The sequence below is a fragment of the Arthrobacter psychrolactophilus genome (assembly GCF_003219795.1).
Lineage (GTDB): Bacteria > Actinomycetota > Actinomycetes > Actinomycetales > Micrococcaceae > Specibacter > Specibacter psychrolactophilus.
This window is the reverse complement of the sequence record NZ_QJVC01000017.1, coordinates 35069-52804: the sequence shown is the minus strand read 5'-3', so window position 1 is coordinate 52804 and position 17736 is coordinate 35069. Positions and strand designations below refer to the sequence as shown.

At 61.0% G+C, this 17736-nt stretch carries 21 protein-coding genes; 10 read left to right on the top strand and 11 right to left on the bottom strand.

Features of this window, described 5'->3' with window-relative positions; genetic code table 11:
* Nucleotides 1–96 precede the first annotated feature (96 nt).
* Nucleotides 97–954 carry a PIG-L family deacetylase gene (locus tag CVS30_RS13935; protein ID WP_110485932.1) on the top strand — a complete coding sequence of 286 codons (858 nt, stop codon included), beginning with the start codon at nucleotides 97–99 and terminating at the stop codon, nucleotides 952–954.
* Here the strand turns inward: CVS30_RS13935 and CVS30_RS18645 are convergent.
* Nucleotides 939–1067, bottom strand: coding sequence for a hypothetical protein (locus CVS30_RS18645; protein ID WP_442320001.1), 129 nt, complete (start codon nucleotides 1065–1067; stop codon nucleotides 939–941). The two genes, CVS30_RS13935 and CVS30_RS18645, sit on opposite strands and share 16 nt — an antisense overlap.
* Nucleotides 1068–1355: 288 nt before the next feature.
* Nucleotides 1356–1538 carry a hypothetical protein gene (locus CVS30_RS18640; protein ID WP_442320002.1) on the bottom strand — a complete coding sequence of 61 codons (183 nt, stop codon included), beginning with the start codon at nucleotides 1536–1538 and terminating at the stop codon, nucleotides 1356–1358.
* Between the two features lie 162 nt (nucleotides 1539–1700).
* Between CVS30_RS18640 and fdxA the strand changes: the two genes are divergently transcribed.
* The 6 genes from fdxA to CVS30_RS13900 all read left to right on the top strand — a co-directional run bounded on the left by fdxA (nucleotide 1701) and on the right by CVS30_RS13900 (nucleotide 6451).
* Nucleotides 1701–2024 carry a ferredoxin gene (fdxA, locus tag CVS30_RS13925; RefSeq protein ID WP_110485930.1) on the top strand — a complete coding sequence of 108 codons (324 nt, stop codon included), beginning with the start codon at nucleotides 1701–1703 and terminating at the stop codon, nucleotides 2022–2024.
* Nucleotides 2025–2034: 10 nt separating this feature from the next.
* Nucleotides 2035–3183, top strand: coding sequence for a succinyldiaminopimelate transaminase (dapC, locus tag CVS30_RS13920; RefSeq protein WP_110485929.1), 1149 nt, complete (start codon nucleotides 2035–2037; stop codon nucleotides 3181–3183).
* 215 nt (nucleotides 3184–3398) lie between these two features.
* Nucleotides 3399–4682, top strand: coding sequence for a citrate synthase (locus CVS30_RS13915; RefSeq protein ID WP_110485928.1), 1284 nt, complete (start codon nucleotides 3399–3401; stop codon nucleotides 4680–4682).
* Between the two features lie 85 nt (nucleotides 4683–4767).
* Nucleotides 4768–4959, top strand: coding sequence for a hypothetical protein (locus CVS30_RS13910; RefSeq protein WP_146233402.1), 192 nt, complete (start codon nucleotides 4768–4770; stop codon nucleotides 4957–4959).
* Nucleotides 4960–5037: 78 nt separating this feature from the next.
* Complete coding sequence (locus tag CVS30_RS13905; RefSeq protein WP_110485926.1) at nucleotides 5038–5685, top strand: TetR/AcrR family transcriptional regulator; 648 nt, start codon at nucleotides 5038–5040, stop codon at nucleotides 5683–5685.
* A 154-nt stretch (nucleotides 5686–5839) separates the two neighbouring features.
* Nucleotides 5840–6451 (top strand): hypothetical protein, encoded by a 612-nt coding sequence (locus tag CVS30_RS13900; protein WP_110485925.1) that lies wholly within the window; start codon nucleotides 5840–5842, stop codon nucleotides 6449–6451.
* Between the two features lie 6 nt (nucleotides 6452–6457).
* Here the strand turns inward: CVS30_RS13900 and CVS30_RS13895 are convergent, their stop codons facing one another.
* The 7 genes from CVS30_RS13895 to CVS30_RS13865 all read right to left on the bottom strand — a co-directional run bounded on the left by CVS30_RS13895 (nucleotide 6458) and on the right by CVS30_RS13865 (nucleotide 13283).
* The gene (locus CVS30_RS13895) at nucleotides 6458–7333 is read right to left on the bottom strand and encodes a hypothetical protein (protein WP_110485924.1); all 876 of its coding nucleotides are present in this window, start codon (nucleotides 7331–7333) and stop codon (nucleotides 6458–6460) included.
* Nucleotides 7334–7375: 42 nt separating this feature from the next.
* The gene (gene dapD / locus CVS30_RS13890) at nucleotides 7376–8365 is read right to left on the bottom strand and encodes a 2,3,4,5-tetrahydropyridine-2,6-dicarboxylate N-succinyltransferase (protein WP_110485923.1); all 990 of its coding nucleotides are present in this window, start codon (nucleotides 8363–8365) and stop codon (nucleotides 7376–7378) included.
* Nucleotides 8366–8426: 61 nt separating this feature from the next.
* Nucleotides 8427–10010 (bottom strand): molybdopterin-dependent oxidoreductase, encoded by a 1584-nt coding sequence (locus tag CVS30_RS13885; RefSeq protein ID WP_110485922.1) that lies wholly within the window; start codon nucleotides 10008–10010, stop codon nucleotides 8427–8429.
* Nucleotides 10011–10119: 109 nt separating this feature from the next.
* Nucleotides 10120–10902, bottom strand: a complete 783-nt coding sequence (locus CVS30_RS13880; protein ID WP_110485921.1) for an anti-sigma factor — start codon at nucleotides 10900–10902, stop codon at nucleotides 10120–10122.
* A complete protein-coding gene (gene sigK, locus CVS30_RS13875) occupies nucleotides 10902–11483 on the bottom strand; it encodes an ECF RNA polymerase sigma factor SigK (RefSeq protein WP_110485986.1) in 582 nt (193 codons plus the stop codon). The genes CVS30_RS13880 and sigK overlap by 1 nt, the downstream gene beginning before the upstream one ends.
* A gap of 81 nt (nucleotides 11484–11564) precedes the next feature.
* On the bottom strand, nucleotides 11565–12242 hold the full coding sequence (locus CVS30_RS13870) for a fasciclin domain-containing protein (RefSeq protein WP_110485920.1): 678 nt from the start codon (nucleotides 12240–12242) through the stop codon (nucleotides 11565–11567).
* Between the two features lie 177 nt (nucleotides 12243–12419).
* Nucleotides 12420–13283 (bottom strand): LysR family transcriptional regulator, encoded by an 864-nt coding sequence (locus CVS30_RS13865; protein WP_110485919.1) that lies wholly within the window; start codon nucleotides 13281–13283, stop codon nucleotides 12420–12422.
* A gap of 79 nt (nucleotides 13284–13362) precedes the next feature.
* Here CVS30_RS13865 and CVS30_RS13860 point away from each other — a divergent pair, with 79 nt between their 5' ends.
* From CVS30_RS13860 to dapE, 3 genes are all read left to right on the top strand, one after another.
* The gene (locus CVS30_RS13860; RefSeq protein WP_306418781.1) at nucleotides 13363–14316 is read left to right on the top strand and encodes an EamA family transporter; all 954 of its coding nucleotides are present in this window, start codon (nucleotides 13363–13365) and stop codon (nucleotides 14314–14316) included.
* Nucleotides 14317–14344: 28 nt separating this feature from the next.
* On the top strand, nucleotides 14345–14944 hold the full coding sequence (locus CVS30_RS13855) for a class I SAM-dependent DNA methyltransferase (protein WP_110485918.1): 600 nt from the start codon (nucleotides 14345–14347) through the stop codon (nucleotides 14942–14944).
* Between the two features lie 89 nt (nucleotides 14945–15033).
* Nucleotides 15034–16125 carry a succinyl-diaminopimelate desuccinylase gene (gene dapE / locus CVS30_RS13850; RefSeq protein ID WP_110485982.1) on the top strand — a complete coding sequence of 364 codons (1092 nt, stop codon included), beginning with the start codon at nucleotides 15034–15036 and terminating at the stop codon, nucleotides 16123–16125.
* Nucleotides 16126–16208: 83 nt separating this feature from the next.
* On the opposite strand, the gene CVS30_RS13845 is transcribed toward dapE, so the two are convergent.
* Together CVS30_RS13845 and CVS30_RS13840 are read right to left on the bottom strand one after the other, a co-directional pair.
* Nucleotides 16209–17051: an amino acid ABC transporter permease gene (locus CVS30_RS13845; RefSeq protein ID WP_110485917.1), complete on the bottom strand. Its 843-nt coding sequence runs from the start codon at nucleotides 17049–17051 to the stop codon at nucleotides 16209–16211.
* Nucleotides 17048–17698 (bottom strand): amino acid ABC transporter permease, encoded by a 651-nt coding sequence (locus CVS30_RS13840; RefSeq protein ID WP_110485916.1) that lies wholly within the window; start codon nucleotides 17696–17698, stop codon nucleotides 17048–17050. Before CVS30_RS13840 ends, CVS30_RS13845 begins: the two co-directional genes overlap by 4 nt.
* Nucleotides 17699–17736: the final 38 nt, after the last annotated feature.

Genomic DNA, 17736 nt, shown 5'->3' with positions numbered 1-17736 from the left:
GCATCGCAGAATCACCGCGACCGGGCCGGTATCCGCAACAGAACTGTTGTGGATACCGGCCTTCGTCATTCCCAGGCTGCGGGTAGATTGGACTCTATGGAAACAACTGCCTTAATGCCCGGAGTCGAGGCCGGAGCCACTGTGCTCTTTGTGCACGCTCATCCCGATGATGAAACCCTGGTCACAGGTGCCACGATGGCGGCCGCGGCCGCTGCCGGAGCCACAGTGGTCCTGGTGACGTGCACGCGTGGGGAACTCGGCGAGGTCATTCCGGCCGAACTGGCACACCTTGAGGTCAAGGCCGCGGACCTTGCCGCGGGTCAGATCGCAGAAGACGGACTGGGAGCCGGGCTGGCCCTGGAACGCGAAAAGGAACTAGCCGCCGCACTTCAGGCGTTGGGTGTGAAGAAGCACATCTGGTTGGGGCAAGGCCTTGCCGCCCCCGCACAAGGACCCACGACCTTCCGCGACTCGGGCATGCAATGGGGGTCCGATGGCCGAGCCATCGCCGCCTCCACGATCCTGCCGGGCTCCTTCTCCCGGGCCCCTCTTCATGCAACGGCGGCGCTCTTGGCCGCCACAATTCGCGCCCTGCGCCCCGCCGCTGTCATCAGTTACGCGGCCGACGGCGGCTACGGTCACCCCGATCACGTGCGGACCCATGATCTCACCATGGCTGCCCTGCGTCAGGCAGCTGACGGGGATGCCGCATGGCAGGTACCGCACCTGTACGCGATCGTCAGTGACCGCCCGGAACGCCCGCTCGAGGATGGTGTGGTGCGGCTGGCCGTTGCCGGCGATCTGGCCGCCAAGACCGCAGCCATGCGGGCCCACCGCACCCAGATCACCGTGGAGGGGGAGCGCTATGCGCTGTCCGACGATGTTTGGAAAGACATTAGCGCCGTGGAAGAATTTGTCGCGATCGATCCCCGCACCGTTTATGAGTTGCCATGAGCCTGGCGCAGCCCGAAGGTGGCAACCTCACCGCTAAACGCTGGAGCGGCGTGATCGCCGCGCTTGGCGCCGGAATCGGGGCTGGCTTGTTGGGGACATCGCTCCACGGACATGCCTGGTTCCCCTCAGGCGCGGTGGTTCCCTACGGCGCGGCCCTTGCCCTGCTGCTCGTCGCCGCCGTGAGCATCTTTGTGGCGCTGTGGAGTAAAAAGTCGTGGAACGCCGTGTGGTGCGGCGCCGCAGCCTATGCCACTGCCGGGCTCTTGTCCTTGCAGCTAGGTTCCTTTGGGCTGATCTTTGACAACATGCAGGGCCGGATCTGGCTCTATGGCATAGCCGTCATCGCACCGCTGACCGGATGGCTGGCCTGGCTCATCCTGCGTGGTCAACGACGGCGTGACCTAATCCCGCACTGCCCGCTCACGCCGCGCGGGAGGCGGGGGAACCGGCTTAGCCAGCGTGACGTCGTCGTACTTAATAATGACGGGACCGGAGCGGGAGATAATGGTGCAACCGAAGCTGTCGCGGGCCGTGAGGAGGCCCAAGGCGTCGGTCAATCCGCCGTCAATCCGGTAGCGGACCACGACCCGGGTGCCTAGGGGAAGGGTGGCGAGTCGGTCAAGTGCGGTGTTCACCACTTCATACTAAGTCTTGCCTAGGTGCATGGTGTGGCGGTGGTGGGGGATAATGGGAGAACCGGTGACGATTTGTGCCGGAATGAGACTTTTGAAGGAAGGTTGGGGTTCGTGACGTACGTAATTGCGCAGCCGTGCGTGGATGTCAAGGACAAGGCATGTGTTGAGGAGTGCCCTGTTGACTGTATCTACGAAGGCGAACGCTCGCTCTACATCCACCCCGACGAGTGCGTTGACTGTGGTGCTTGTGAACCAGTTTGTCCCGTAGAGGCCATCTACTACGAGGATGATACCCCGGATGAGTGGGCCGAATACTACAAGGCCAACGTGGAATTCTTCGACGTGCTCGGTTCTCCCGGTGGAGCTGCCAAGATCGGCAACACGCACACCGACCACCCGTTCATCGCAGCGCTCGCGCCGCAGAACCAGGACTGATCCGCGCACCATGACTGCAGCTTCGCGCACCTTTGGCCTGCAACTTCCCGACTACCCGTGGGATGCGTTGGCGCCTTATCAGGCGATCGCCGCCGCTCACCCGGATGGTTTGATCAATCTCTCGATCGGCACGCCCGTGGATCCCACGCCGGCGCTGATCCAGGAAGCCCTAGTCGCGGCGGCTGATGCTCCCGGCTATCCCACGACCCACGGCACGCCGGCCCTGCGCCAGGCAGTTGTGGACTGGTTTGCGCGGCGCCGCAATGTGCCCGGACTTGATCCTGCCAATGTCATGCCCACGGTGGGCTCGAAGGAGCTCGTGGCCTGGCTGCCGCTTCTGCTGGGGCTGGGTGAGGGCGATGTTGTGGTGCGTCCGCGCGTTGCTTACCCCACCTACGACATGGGTGCCGTGTTTGCCGGGGCTACCTCGGTTGCGGCTGATTCACTGGACGAGCTCGACGCCGAGACCCTCGCCAAGGTGCGTCTGATCTGGGTCAACTCGCCGGGTAATCCCACCGGCATCGTGCGTGGCGTGGCCGAGCTGAAGACTCTCGTGGAGCAGGCGCGGGCCGTTGGCGCCGTGGTTGCCTCCGACGAATGCTATGGCGAGCTGGGCTGGGGTCAGTGGGACCCGGAAAACGGCGGCGAGGCCGTTCCGAGCGTGCTGGATCCGCGCGTCACGGGTGGCTCACATGAGAATCTGCTGGCTATTTACTCGTTGAGTAAGCAGTCAAATGTTGCCGGCTACCGTGCCGCGTTTGTGGCAGGGGACGGCGCCATTGTGGCGAACCTCGTCAACAGCCGCAAGCATGCCGGCATGATCGTGCCGTACCCGGTACAGGAATCCATGCGCGTGGCCTTGGGCGACGATGTCCACGTCAGCGCACAGAAGGCGCTGTACCGTGCGCGCCGCGAGCAGTTGGTGGGCGCCTTGGAGTCCTTCGGGCTCACGATCCACCACTCCGAAGCGGGGCTGTATCTGTGGTGCACCGCTGGCGAGGATACCTGGACAACGATTGGGCGTCTGGCAGAGCTGGGTATCGTTGCCGGACCGGGCACCTTCTACGGCGAGGCCGGCAACGGTTTTGTCCGAGTAGCACTGACCGGCACGGATGAACGCATCGCCGCGGCAGTCGCGCGACTGGGCGCAAAATCGTAACGATTTCCCGCAAACAGTACCCAAATGGCGCTCAGGATTAGTCTAGTTGGCCCTTAAAGCGGTAGTTTCGTAGATAGCCGTGTAGGCCACCGGACGCTTAAAATGCTGAGTTTTATCTTGGGGATTGCCTCAAGCTGGCGTGGGTGACCCGCCAACGGATAACGAGCATTGAACTAACCAAAGCCTTTCGAAGGCTACCTCATGAAGGGGACTCCATGACTGATTCCACGAGCGCATCGCTGCGCTACGACGGCGGAGAGCTTGAACTTCCGCGACTTGAAGCAGTAGAAGGCAACGCCGGCTACGACGTTTCCAAGTTGCTCAAGACCACCGGCGCGGTCTCCTATGACCCCGGTTTTGTTAACACGGCGGCAACGTCGTCGGCCATCACTTACTTGGATGGTGACGAGGGCATCTTGCGTTACCGCGGATACCCCATCGAAGAGCTGGCAGAGCACTCCAGCTTCTTGGAAGTTTCCTACCTGTTGATTTACGGGAACCTGCCCACCGCAGCCGAGTTGGACAAGTTTGACCAGCGCATCCGTCGCCACACCATGCTGCACGAAGACCTCAAGGGCTTCTTCGGCGGTTTCCCGCGCGACGCACACCCCATGCCGGTGCTTTCTTCCGCTGTTTCTGCGCTGTCGACGTTCTACCAGGATTCACTTGACCCGTTTGATGACGAGCAAGTTGAAATGGCCACCATCCGCCTCATGGCCAAGCTGCCTGTTTTGGCTGCTTACGCTCACAAGAAGTCCATCGGTCAGCCCATGCTGTACCCGGATAACTCCATGGGCCTGGTGGAGAACTTCCTGCGTCTGAGCTTTGGTCTGCCGGCCGAGCCCTACGAAATGGATCCCATTGTTGTCAAGGCCCTTGACCTGCTGCTGATCCTGCACGCTGACCACGAGCAGAACTGCTCCACGTCCACCGTGCGCATGGTGGGTTCGGCCAACGCCAACATGTTTGCCTCGGTTTCCGCTGGCATCAACGCCCTCTTCGGCCCGCTGCACGGTGGCGCCAACGAGGCCGTGTTGAACATGCTCCGTGACATTCAGGCCAGCGGCGAGCCCGTTGAGAAGTTCGTCGAGCGCGTGAAGAACAAGGAAGCCGGTGTCAAGCTCATGGGCTTCGGTCACCGCGTCTACAAGAACTACGATCCGCGCGCCAAGATCGTCAAGAACATGGCTCACGAAATCCTGGCCAAGCTCGGCGGCAACGACGAACTCCTCGCCATCGCCATGCGTCTGGAAGAGGTCGCGCTGACGGATGAATACTTCATCTCACGCCGCCTCTACCCGAACGTGGACTTCTACACCGGCCTGATCTACAAGGCCATGGGCTTCCCCGAGAAAATGTTCACGGTGCTCTTTGCTATTGGCCGTCTGCCGGGCTGGATTGCCCAGTGGCGCGAAATGATGAAGGACCCGGAAACCAAGATTGGCCGTCCGCGCCAGCTCTACATCGGCGAGCCGGAGCGCATGTACCCTTCGCGGTAACATTGCCTTAAGCACGACGGCGGCGGGAGACTTTCCCTGGAGAGTCTCCCGCCGTTTTTCTGTTCAACAGACGAAAGTAAACCACATGAAAATGTCCACCCTGTTGCTGCACACCTTCTCCATGGCCTTCCCGATTGTCGTGGTGGTTCTGGGAGTCATGGTCCTCATGGGCAAGTCCGTATTCCTGCCGTTCTTTATCGTTGCCCTGGTCATCATGATCGTGTTGCTGGTGCTGCTGGCCCGAGATAAGAAGAAGAACCCCACCGACGGCAAATAAGCCACCTCTAGTAGTGCTGCCTTCGCACAGGGACTTCCTGATTGAGGCATCATGAAACATCTGTGCTAAAAAAGAGCTGTGCCTAAAATTGTTGATGCAGACGATCGCCGTGAGCTGGTCGCAGACGCCGTTTATCAAGTCATTGCCGAGCATGGACTGACACAAGCTTCGCTACGTAATGTAGCCAAGGCCGCCGGACTGGCCCTGGGGTCGGTACGGCACTACTTTGATAACCAGGCCGAGCTCATGGAATTTGCCTTTCGCGTGAACTCCGAGCGGATTCACCTGCGAGCCCTGGAATCCCTTGAAGCCTTGGAACAAGAACCACTTCCTCTCGAGCGCGGTGGCTTGTTGGAGAAGTGCGCTGCGGTTCTGGAAGAATTGCTGCCCCTTGATGAGATACGTCGCGCGGACGCCGTGGTGCACATGGAGTTCATGCTCGATGCCCGGACGAACGCGGGGCTGACAGAGGCCGCGCAGGACGACTACCGGGCAACCGGTGCCGTTGTGGGCCGGGTCCTGCTCCAGCTCATGGAGAGCCCACTCGCACAGGAGGCTCTCGTGCCCATAGATGAAGCCGAACGGCTCATTGGGCTCCTCGATGGGCTCAGCCTGCGTATGGTGCTGCAGCCGGCCTGGGCGGCTCCCGAGCAGGGCCGAGCAACCCTCCGCCGCCACCTGGATTCCCTCCTCATTCCTAACGCCGCACCACTTTACGGCGTTTAAACCGTTTCGCTCCCTCACTCATTGAGGGAGCGAAACGGTTTAAAGCCCTGAAAGTGATGCGGCGTCTGAAGGGGAGTGCCGAGCTGGCTGCTTCGGAGTAGCCTAGTAAGAGGGATTGCGGCTCTTGCTGAGCAGCAGGCTGGAGGCAGAAACTATGCATCACACCGGTGGACCTGGCTGGCGAATTACCATGGACACATGCACGCCCATGTTGTTGGCACTGTACTTACGGGACGTGGCAGGACTTGCCGGAGCAGGTACGCCGTCCCTATCGCATGTGGTCCCCTCGATTCGGGCGGCCGACCATTCCCTTCTGACCTCGGCCGTGGGTGGCACCGACGCGCTGCGCGATCAATGGGAGGTTTGGTGGGGCAGGCTGCTCAAGGCTCTTCCCGATGGCCGTTATGAGCTCACGCCTCCGGACTTTCCCGAGCTGGCCGGTATGCCCGCCCTGCAACGAGTCGCGCACGCGCATTACGGGGCCGCCCTGAGCTGGTCTAGGGAGCAAACACAGCTGTATTCCATCATGAGCGCGGAACGGGAAACCTTGGGCGGGCACAAGATCCTCGCCGATCTCGTGCAAAACCGCGAGATGGAATTAGGTAGAAGCGCCCGCGACTTCACCTTGACCATTGTGGAGGTGCCCCTCGCGGAGCAGCGGGCCTGGTTCATTGAGCCAAACCGGCTCATCATGAGTTCGCATCTGCTGGCCGATCAGGATGTTTTCCGCAGTTACGTCCAGCCCGTCGTGGAGCTGCTGGTTTAGTCTCTCCTAGGGTGTGGCGGCCGGCAACACGATGGTGAGCTGGCCTGCGGTCGTCGAAGTGCTGGGCGCCCACCCCTTGTTGTGGCCGTCAGCATTAGAGTTGCGGTCCCAGGCCTGGCCGTCGTAGCTGACCTGGCTAATGCCGAATTGGTTGGCGTTGGCCAGCGCCCAATGTGCCAGCATCCAGCCGTAGGCCTCATGCACGGAGAAATGAACCGTAGTTCCAGCGCCATCGATCGAGGTTGTGGCACTGACCTGACCCACTGCAGTTTGCGCGGCGGCAATCACAACATCCGGTGCACTGCTGCTGGTCACGGGAGGTAGGGTGCAATTGAGAGCCTCTTGTGACTGCCCCGTCAATGCTGAGGCAAATGCGCGCGACAGCGGCTCGTGCTGTGCGTAGGCGTAGGGAAATCCCGAGCGTTGGACGATTTGCGCGGCGTCGTTGATGGGCATGTTGATGTAATCGGGCACCTTGGAGAGCACGTCGTAGAAGGCGTTGGTGGAGTACACGGGGTCCATGATTTCTTCCACCGTGCCCCAGTCCTGAGACGGCCGTTGCTGAAACAGACCCACCGAATCCAAGTCGCCGTAATCAATATTGCGCAGTCTGGATTCCTGCATCCCCGTGGCTAAGGCAATCGTGGCGGCCCGTGCGGGCATGCCACGTTGAATGGCGATCGAGGAGATCAGCGCGGCGTTTTCGGTTTGGTCCAGTGCTAAAAAGTACTGCTGGTCGGCAACGCTGGCGGTGCAGCCCAGCGAAAGACCCGGGGCGAAAGCATTTTTGACGGTGGTGACGACCCAGATGCCGCCACCGATTATGACGGCGATGACGAGGAAAAGGATCAAGAGCCACCAGAGGGCGGCGCGGCTTTTCATCGCCGGCCACCCTCTGGGTATGCAACTGCGGTAGGCAGGTATTTAGTTAGCATGCAGGCTTTCGTTCAGGGCAACGGTGGTGCCGAGGCGAGGAAGTACCTCGACCTCACCCGTCGTGGAGTTGCGGCGGAACAAGAGGTTCGCCACACCGGAAAGCTCGCTGGCCTTGACGATTACGGTGGTGTCTTCGCCGTCGTCGTTCTTGGGGCCCACAACGCGCACTCGGGTACCGGCCGTGACGTACAGGCCGGCCTCGACGACGGAGTCATCGCCAATGCTGATGCCCACGCCCGAGTTGGCGCCGAGGAGGACGCGCTCGCCCAGGGTGATGCGCTGCGTGCCGCCGCCGGACAGGGTGCCCATGATGGAGGCACCGCCGCCAACGTCGGTACCATCGCCCACCACGACGCCGGCGGAGATGCGGCCCTCAACCATGGACGTGCCGAGCGTGCCGGCATTGAAGTTCACGAAGCCCTCGTGCATGACGGTGGTGCCAGGTGCCAAGTGAGCGCCAAGGCGGACACGGTCGGCGTCGGCTACGCGCACGCCTGCGGGGACAACGTAGTCCACCATGCGCGGGAACTTGTCGATGGAGAAGACGGTCACAGGACCGCGTGCGCGCAGCTTGGCGCGCGTGAGTTCGAAGCCCTCGACGGCCGCGGGACCGAAGTTGGTCCAGACGACATTGCTGAGCTTGCCGAAGACGCCGTCCAGATTGATGCTGTTGGGGGTGACGAGGCAATGGGAGAGCAGGTGCAGGCGCAGGTAAGCGTCGACGGCGTCGGCGGGTTCGGCGTCGAGGTTGATCTGGGCAAAGACAACGCTCTGGTGCACGCCGCGGTCGGCGTCGGTGCCGGCCTCGGCTAGAGCGGAAAGTTCGGGGCTAGCCTCTGGGGTCTGGCCCAGGGCATCTGCCGCAACACCAAGGGCGGGGGCGGGGAACCAGACATCCAGCACAGTGCCGGAATCTGTGATGGTGGCAAGGCCAAAGCCATGGGCGGAACGGTCGGTCAACGGCGCAGATTCAGTCATGGCCTAAGTCTATCGAGGCAGCCGCAGGTCCCCAACATCTGCTACCTGTTCTGGACACAGTTTAGGTCACGGTGAAGTTGATGGAGTGCCAGCCTGTGGAACCATCCGGCTCCGGGGGCGCCTGGTCCTCAATTTGCAGCTCTCCACCGGTGTCATAGGCGCGAACCCGGACCTTGTGGGTGCCGGCAGGGGCGTCGTTCCAGATAAACGACCACTGTCGCCACGTGTCTATTGAGGCCTCGGCCGCGAGCGTGGCCTCCTGCCAAGCGCCGTCGTCGAGCTGGATCTCCACCTTCGAGATGCCCTTGGTTTGCGCCCATGCGCTGCCGCCGATGGACACCTTTCCGGCTGGAATTCGCCCGAATGCGCGAGGCACCTCAACCCGTGACGCGGTCTTGATGGGCCCGTGCGACGACCAGCCGCGGGAGGTCCAGTAGCCAGCCTTTTCGGCAAAGGTAGTGACCTCTAGATCAACAACCCACTTGGTGGCCGAGACAAAACCGTAAAGCCCGGGAACCACCATGCGGACCGGGAAGCCGTGTTCCAAGGGCAACGGCTCGCCGTTCATGCCGATCGCCAGCATGGCATCCCTGTCGTCCAGTAGCACGGGAAGGGGAGTCGAGGCGCTGAAGCCGTCGCTGCTGGTGGACAAAACCATGTCAGCGCCAGCCGTCGGCTTGGCACGGGCCAATACCTCACGCAAGGGAAAACCCAACCATTTGGCGTTGCCGGCGAGATTTCCACCCACAACATTTGAAACACAGGTCAGGGTTACATGCGATTCGATCAGTTCCGATTTCAGGAGCTCATCGAAGGTGATGCGCAATTCTTCTTCCACCATTCCATGGACGCGTAATTCCCACGTCTCAGGGTCCAGCTCAGGAACAATCAAGGCCGTATCGATGCGGTAAAAGTCCTCATTGGGTGTCACGAATGGCGTGACGCCGTCCACCGGAGCCTGGACACCGACTGGCAGGGGCGCTGCCTTGATTTTCGGGGACGGTAGCTTCAAGGCGTCACGGAATGCCCTGGCCGTGTTCCTTGAGGCCGAAAGGACGCTGCCGCCAAACCCGGCAACAATGGCAACACCGGCCAATGTTGCAGACTTGATCAGGAACATGCGTCGGCTGGGGGCCGCTCCTGGTACAGGATCCGTTTGCTCAGTTCCGCGGGTGCCCGGCTGGGTCAGCAAACTCTGGCTCAGGAAACGCAGCGCCCACAAACCGGCGGCCGTTCCAACGAGAAGGGGGAGCAGGTCGAAGGGGCCAGCGCCTGCGCGGGTAATGATGCAGACCGCCATGACGAGGGCAAAGGCGCCGACCATCCCCATAGCTATGCGCAGGGACTTCAGCGCCACGACTCCGGCAACTGCCGACAGCAGAGCCGCAACGATCCCCATGGACAATAGGAGCACCATCTTGTCATTCGTGCCGAACGTGGCAATGGCAAAGTTCTTCATCCACGCTGGTGTGAAATCGATGAAGGTGGAACCCACAGATGTCAGGGGGGAGGCCACCGGTCCAAAGAATGCGGCAATCAATTCGGCGATGGCGAACAGCACACCCGCCGAGATCAGCCCGGCTAGCGCCCCCACACCGACTGTTCGCCAGTCCTGCTTTTTAGACTCCGTGCTTCGCTTGCCCATGGGAGGCTCCTTTGAACTCTTTATTGGCTACCGCTTGGTATCCGGTAGAAGTACGTGCTGGTACTTCGGAGCCACACGCCCTCCGGATTGCTCCTGAGGGCGAAGGTTTCTAGATTTCCTGCACCAGTATGGGCGTTGTGGTGGGTTTCTCCGAGCCACCCAGTGGTTCCACGGTGATGCCAACGTGAGTTGCGCCGCCCATGTCGCCGTCGAGCAGCTGCATGGCCGGACCCTTGGGGCTGTCCATTAAGCCTGCTGGCACTGCTCCTGCTGCGGAGATGAACCAGAGCTCATAGGTTTTGCCCTCTGGCAGCGGTGGCATGTCATTGACCATGACAGCTGCCTTGTTGGCTTTGCCGGACGATGCAACTGTCACGGTTCCGCCATTGGAGAGCGGAGTTGTGGCAATTTGGGCGTCAGGGGAACTCATCAGGGCAAGCATTGCTTGCTGCTGTGCCTGTGAGGCCACAAGCTGTTCCTTGATGTCCTGCTCGGAAGAGTTTTGGCCAGCAACCCAACCACCAACTCCCACGCCGGCAAAAAGTGCCAGTGCGGCCGCGGCGCTTAGGGCCGGCACCCAACGACGGCGCTGCGTGGCTCCGCTCTCGGACCTCGACTTGGCGCTGCGGGCGGAGGAGATGTCTCGCACCACCGAACTAGCCGGCAGCTGGCGGGTATTGCGAATCGCGGACATGACGTTGGCCTTGAGAGCCGGTGGTGGTGTTTCCTCGGCCGTCCCGAACGCCAGGAGCGCTGCGGTCTCGCTCAGACTGCGCACTTCCTCCAGTGTCTGGGGATCGGTGAGTGCATGGCGTTCAAAGTCACTGCGCTCACCGTTGTTTAAGGCGTTCAAGGCGTAGGAGCCGGTCAGTAGATGTAGTTGTTTTTCCATCACGCCACCCCTAACTTGTCCCTGAGCCTGATCATGCCGTCTCTAATTCTCGTTTTAACTGTCCCAACCGGGATTTTGAGCAGCTCGGCTACTTCCTGATGGGTATATCCACCGTAGTACGCCAAGCTGATAGCTTCTCGTTGCGGATCTGTGAGAGTCTCCAAAGCTTTACGTACCCGTTCGGCCTCCATCTGTGTTTCCACAGTGTCTGCCACATTGTCATAACTCTCTTGGAATTCCTTGATGCCTTGGCGCAAGTCACGATCCGCGCTGGCTTGGCTTGCACGAACCCTGTCAACGGCCCGTCTGTGGGCTATGACAAGAATCCAGGACATGGCCTTTCCTCTGTCCGCATCAAAGCGGGAAGCTTGCGCCCAAACATCAACAAAGACTTCTTGGGTGACTTCCTGACTCTGTGCCGGGTCTCGAACCACGCGGCGAACGAGTCCGTAGACCCGTGGTGCCACCGCATCGTAGAGTTCTTCAAAGGCCGCCTCGTCGCCTAGGGCGACGAGGCGGATTAGATCCTCATGGGTTGGTGGTGCCAAAGGCTCCACGGACCGCATCCAAGGTAAACGCATAGTGTCTACCTTGCCACGGTCCGTGCCCATGAGCCCATTCCCTTCAAGACGTGTTGCATTTTGTTCCGTGAGAAGCCGGAGTTACTTCTTGGCCGGCGGCATCAGGACGGTGTCGACGAGGTAGACGGTTGCGTTGGCGGTCTTGACGCCGCCGCAGATCACCTTGGCACCGTTGACCATCAGGTTGTCGCCGCTTCCGGTGACCTCCAGGTTGCTGCCTTCAGCCGTTGCATGCTCGCCGGCAACGGCGCTGGGAGCCAACTGGCCGGGAACCACATGGTAGGTCAGGATGGAGGTGAGGGTCTTCGAATCGGTCTTCAGGCCCTCGATGGTTGCTGCCGGGATCTTGGCGAATGCATCGTCAACGGGTGCGAAGACTGTGAAGTCGCCGGAGTTGAGCGTGTCTACCAGGTTGACATCCTTGTTCAACTGGCCGGAGACGGCTGCGGTGAGGGTCTTCAGCAGCGGGTTGTTGGAGGCCGCCGTGGCAACCGGGTCGGCGGCCATGCCAGCGACGGAGCCCGCTCCATCGGGGACAGCTGCTGCGTACGCTGCACAGCCCGAGCCGACAAGATCCGAGGCCGGGTCCATGGCTGCACTGGTGGCCGGCGCCGGAGCGCTAGTCGCCATGGGTGCCTCAGAGGAAGCGCTGGGTGTGCTGGCCGAGCTGCAGGACGTCATGCCCAAGGCTGCAACGGCCAGGAGACCGAGTCCCATGGTGATGCTCTTACGGGTTCCAAGCTTCTGGGTGATGTTCATGATGATTCTCCGTAGTGTGAAGGCGGAATGATTCCGTGGTGCTTCTCCCGAGTCGCTTCTCAATTTCTTGGTCTGCAACGGTGGGCTGTCAGGTAGTACTTCGGAGCACTAGGGGAAGCGGATTGGAGAGTTTTTAGAATTCTTTTCGACCTTCAACATCCGAACAATCGGTGGCTGCTAGTGTACGAGCCCCAGGAACGCCAGAGCCGCGGGGCTGGGATTGAAATCACTCCACGCCAGATACTCAATTCGAGTGGGGCCGTCGGTAACCGGAACAGCCAGAAAATCGCGGCCATCCGGAATGAGGGCGGGGGAGAGCATGGCAATGGCAAGGTTTTGCTCAACCAGAGCGAGGAGTGATTCGGTATTCATCATTTCAAAGGCCACCCGCCGTGGTACACCCGCCGAAGAGAAACTGAGATCGGACTGCGCGCGACCCGATGTGCCCAAAGGAAAGTCTGCGAACGTTTCATCGGCCAGATCGCTCAAAAGTAGCTGGCCCTGTCCGGCGAGGCGGTGCGTGGAATTCATGACAGCGACAAGGCGTTCTCGGGTGATGACTTTGCTTGCGACTCGAACAGGGACGACGGCATCTGGTAGCCCCAGGACGGCAACATCCATCGCCCCGTCGCGGATGGCGGAGATGAACTCCTCGCTGCCTCCCACGCTGATCCTGATCTGTACCGACGGATGGCTGCGATGAAATTGTCCCAGGGCTGCCGGGATGTCAATGCCGGTGACGGTGGGGATGATGCCGATGGACAATTTGCCGCGGATCTCACCTGTTGCGGCCACGGCGTCAGCCGCCGCCCGATCTGCCGCGTCCAGGGCGACCCGCGCGGCAGGCAGGAATGCTGCTCCCGCCGCCGTCAGCTCGACCCGGCGGCTGCTGCGGGCAAAGAGCAGTACCCCGAGCTCACGTTCCAGTGCCTTGATCTGGTGGCTCAGTGCGGACTGCACAACATGGCATTTTTCTGCCGCTCGTGTGAAGTTTCGTTCCTCGTCGACGGCCAGTACGTACCGCAATTGCTGCAATTCCATTGATCTATCGTGTCACACGATCGCTGGGATGATAACTATGTGTTGGACTCATTGATACCTGTGGCGCGATAGTTTATCGGTGAAGAAAAATACTAGCCATATCGCGCCGAATTCGGTCGGCACCCGAGTGACCGCCACGCTCATGACAGCAATCGCCCCCATCGTGTGGGGAACGAGCTACATCGTGACCACGGAATTGTTGCCGCCCGGGCATCCTTTGTTCGCCGCCCTGATGCGCTCCTTGCCGGCCGGCGTCATTGCGCTGGTGATCGCGCGCAAACTTCCGAAGGGCGCGTGGTGGTGGAAGTCGGCCATTCTTGGCACGCTGAATATTGGGCTGTTCTTTCCCTTGCTGTTTATCGCCGCGGGTCGCCTTCCCGGTGGGGTGGCGGCAACACTCGGAGCTACTCAACCAATCCTTGTCACGATTCTGGCCGTCCTTGTGCTGGCGGAGCGCCTATCATGGTGGCGCTTGGGCTGGGGACTCGTGGGTGTGGGCGGTGTTGCCTTGGTGGTGCTGGGACCCGGTGCGGGTTTCGATCCGGTGGGCATTGCCGCCGGTATCGGCGGCTCCGCGGCGATGGGGGTTGGGGTGATCCTGGCCAAACGGTGGGGGCGTCCTCCGGGTCTTAGCGCCATGGGATTCGCCGGTTGGCAACTCGCCGCAGGCGGTCTCGTGCTCTTGATCCCGACCCTAGTCTTTGAAGGCATCCCCGCCCGGATCGACGCAGCTGGGGTGGCCGGCTACCTCTGGCTCGGCCTTATCGGCGGCCTTCTGGCCTACACATTGTGGTTTCGCGGGATCGGCCGACTCCCCGTCACGGCAACAGCACTTCTGGGACTGCTCTCTCCTCTGGTCGCAGCCAGCCTGGGTGTGACGATTGGAGGAGAGACCCTCGACAACCTTCAACTTGCCGGTTTTGCCCTCGCGCTCGCCGCCCTGGCTGCCGGGCAATTTTCCCCGCGCTTTCGACGGCAGGATTCTCTTCCACCCTTAACGAATCGATTTCAGCAGAGTCATGAGCTCAGGTAGCGGCGAGAGGAAAACCTACACTTATCGCATGACAGAAGAGCAAGTGCGCCAGGCCTACGCCGCTCGAGCATCGGAATACACGGCTCTTCTAGGTTCGATCGAGGATGTGCATGAGCTTGATCGACAGCGCATCACGCAGTGGGCCGAGCCAATTTCTGGACCCATACTCGACGCCGGATGTGGGCCAGGACAGTGGACAGAATTCCTGCACCGGCAGGGAACTGAAATTTCCGGACTCGATCTGGTGCCGAACTTCATAGAGACGGCACGCATCCGATTTCCCGACGTCGCATTTGCGCAGGGTTCCCTGAAGGCTCTTGAGATGGCTGACGGGAGTCTTCAGGGAATTCTTGCCTGGTATTCCTTAATTCACTTTTCACCGGAGGAGCTACCCGCTGTTCTCGCTGAGCTGGCTCGCGTCCTCGTGCCGGCAGGACGGCTCCTCGTGGGCTATTTCGACGGCGAGGCGGGAGCGCAGTTTGGGCATGCGGTCGCTACGGCGTACTTTCACTCGGCGGCGGAGTTGACCGGCCTGTTGCATGACGCTGGCTTTGACACGATAGACGTTCAGACTCGTCAGGATCCTGGCAGCAGGCCCCACGCGGCGCTGTCCGCGATTCGGCGCTGAGGCTGCGCCGCTAAACTGGTCTAATGACCAACGCCACCAGCTCCGCCCAGTCCACCTCCTTGCCAACCGGCCAAGGCGACCCGGGAGGGATGAGCCCGGCAGGCACCGTCGTTCTTGATTTGACCCAGGATGTGGCCTTCCTGACGGCGGCGCTCATGGACATTGAGAGCGTCTCGGCGAACGAGCGGGCCATTGCCGACGCCGTCGAGGTGGCGCTGCGGGCCCTGCCGCACCTGGAGGTTACGCGTAATGGTGACTCGATCGTGGCGCGGACCTCGCTGGGACGCGATGAGCGCGTCATCTTGGCCGGGCATCTGGACACCGTGCCGCTGCCCACGACGCCGGGATCGCGCGGTACCGTCCCGAGCAGCTGGGACGGTGAGGTGCTTTACGGTCGCGGCGCTACCGACATGAAGGGTGGGGTCGCCGTGCAGCTGGCCCTCGCTGCCACGCTGACCGAACCGACCAAGGACGTCACCTTCATCTTCTACGACCACGAGGAAGTGGCTGCCGTCAAGAGTGGATTGGGTCGTCTGGTTCGGGAAAACCGGGAACTGCTCGACGCCGATTTCGGTATCCTCCTGGAGCCGACGAACGGCACGGTTGAGGGTGGCTGCAATGGCACGATTCGTTTTGAGGCCACGACGCGCGGCAAGGCTGCCCACTCGGCGCGTGCGTGGATGGGGGAGAACGCCATTCACGCCGCGGCTCCCATTCTGGCCAGGCTCGCCTCGTACGAACCCGCCACGATCAACGTTGACGGCTTGGATTACCGTGAGTCGCTCAACGCCGTCAAGGTGCACGGTGGCACGGCCGGAAACGTGATTCCGGATCTGTGCGTTGTAGAAATCAACTACCGCTTCGCTCCGGATAAGACCCCGGACCAAGCCGAGGCGCACGTTCGTGAACTGTTGGAAGGCTTTGAGATGGTGCGCACCGACTTCTCGGCCGGCGCCCGCCCCGGGCTCAACGCTCCTGCCGCCGCGTCGTTTGTTGCCGCCGTAGGCCGCGAACCCCTGCCTAAGTACGGCTGGACAGACGTTGCTCGCCTGAGCGAGATGGGTATTCCAGCCGTCAACTTTGGCCCCGGCGATGCCTTGCTGGCGCACAGCGACAACGAGCATGTCCATGCCGACGCCATCCGCGAATGCTTGGCGGCCCTGCGACGCTGGTTGGCCTAAACCGCGGTTAAAGTTCGACGGCGGGAGGTTCCCTTTTCATCGAAAAGGGAACCTCCCGCCGTCGTTATGGCCAGAGGCCCAAATCAGCTCGTGAGTCCGACCTTGGCCTTGATGACCTTCACGCGAGATGACATCTTGTATTCGGTGAACTTGGCAACTCCGGAGAGCACCAAACACAGACCAACGTAGATGACGGCCGCCACCATGAGCGCCGGAACCACGGGGGAGCCGTACTGGCCCTGGGACCCGAGGAAGTTGGCGTACTTGAGGATCTCGTCGTAGGTGATGAGGAAGCCGAGCGCGGTGTCCTTCATGATGACGACGAGCTGGGCAATGATGACCGGAAGCATGGAACGAACAGCCTGCGGTAGCAAGATGCTGCGCAGCACCTGCCCCTTTGACATGCCAATAGCCAAACCGGCCTCGCGCTGCCCCTTGGGTAGAGATTCAATGCCGGCGCGGAAGACCTCAGCCAGTACCGAACCGTTGTACAAGATCAAACCAACCACGACGGCGATAAAGGGCGTGATGCCCTTGACGCCTGCCGACGGCAGACCGTAGTACATGATCATCATGAGGATCAGCAGCGGTACGGCACGGAAAAGCTCCGTGAACCAGTAACACGGGACCCGAACCCACTTGGTGTCAGCGAGACGGCCAAAGGCCAACAGCACACCCAACACGATGCTGCCGACGGCGGCAACGGCGAAGGCACTTAGCGTGGCACCAATGGCCTTCAGGAATGTCTCCTGAACACGCGGGAAGGTGAAGATCTCCCACTTCTTAGCTGTGAACTGCCCAGACTCATAGAAGCGGAACATGATGAAAGCAATAGCGCCCACCACGATGGCAACAGTGACGACATTGAGGTAGACGTTGCGCGTGCGGGCTTTAGGGCCGGGAACATCGAAAAGTACTGCACTCATCGCGCTACCCTCCACTTCTTCTCAAGGTAGCGTTGCAGCGGTGTCAAAATGCCCAGTACCAACACCACAAAGATCAAGGCAACCCACAACAAACCAGGCAACAACGGTTCGCCACGTTCGCTGAGGTAGGCACGAATAGCACCGGCCTCGAAAACGGAGAACCCAGCGGCAACCGTGGTGTTCTTCAACAGGGCGATGAACACGCTAAACAACGGCGGAACCACGGAGCGGAACGCCTGGGGCAGAACGATCAAGGTCAGGGTTTGCATGAAAGGCAAGCCAATGGCTCTGGCTGCCTCAGACTGACCCACGGACACGGTGTTGATACCGGAGCGGATCGCCTCGGAAACGTAGGTGGCCGTGTAGAGCGAGAGGCCAATGGCGGCCGCCGCAAGGAAGTCAACAGAGGGCAATCCCAGCTTGGGGTAACCCAGGGCAAAGAAGGCCAAGATCAGCGTGAGCGGGGTATTGCGGACAAAATTGACGTAAACAGTTCCGGCGGCGCGCATGGCCGGGGCTGGAGAAACGCGCATGCCAGCAACGATGGTGCCCAGAATCAGGGCGAAGAACGCTGAGATGACAAACAGGATCCCGGTGTTCTTGAAACCTGTCAGGAACAGGTCGCTGTTATCAGTAATTACATTCACAGGCCAGTGTCACTTTCAGTGAATTAGAGAGGACGAAG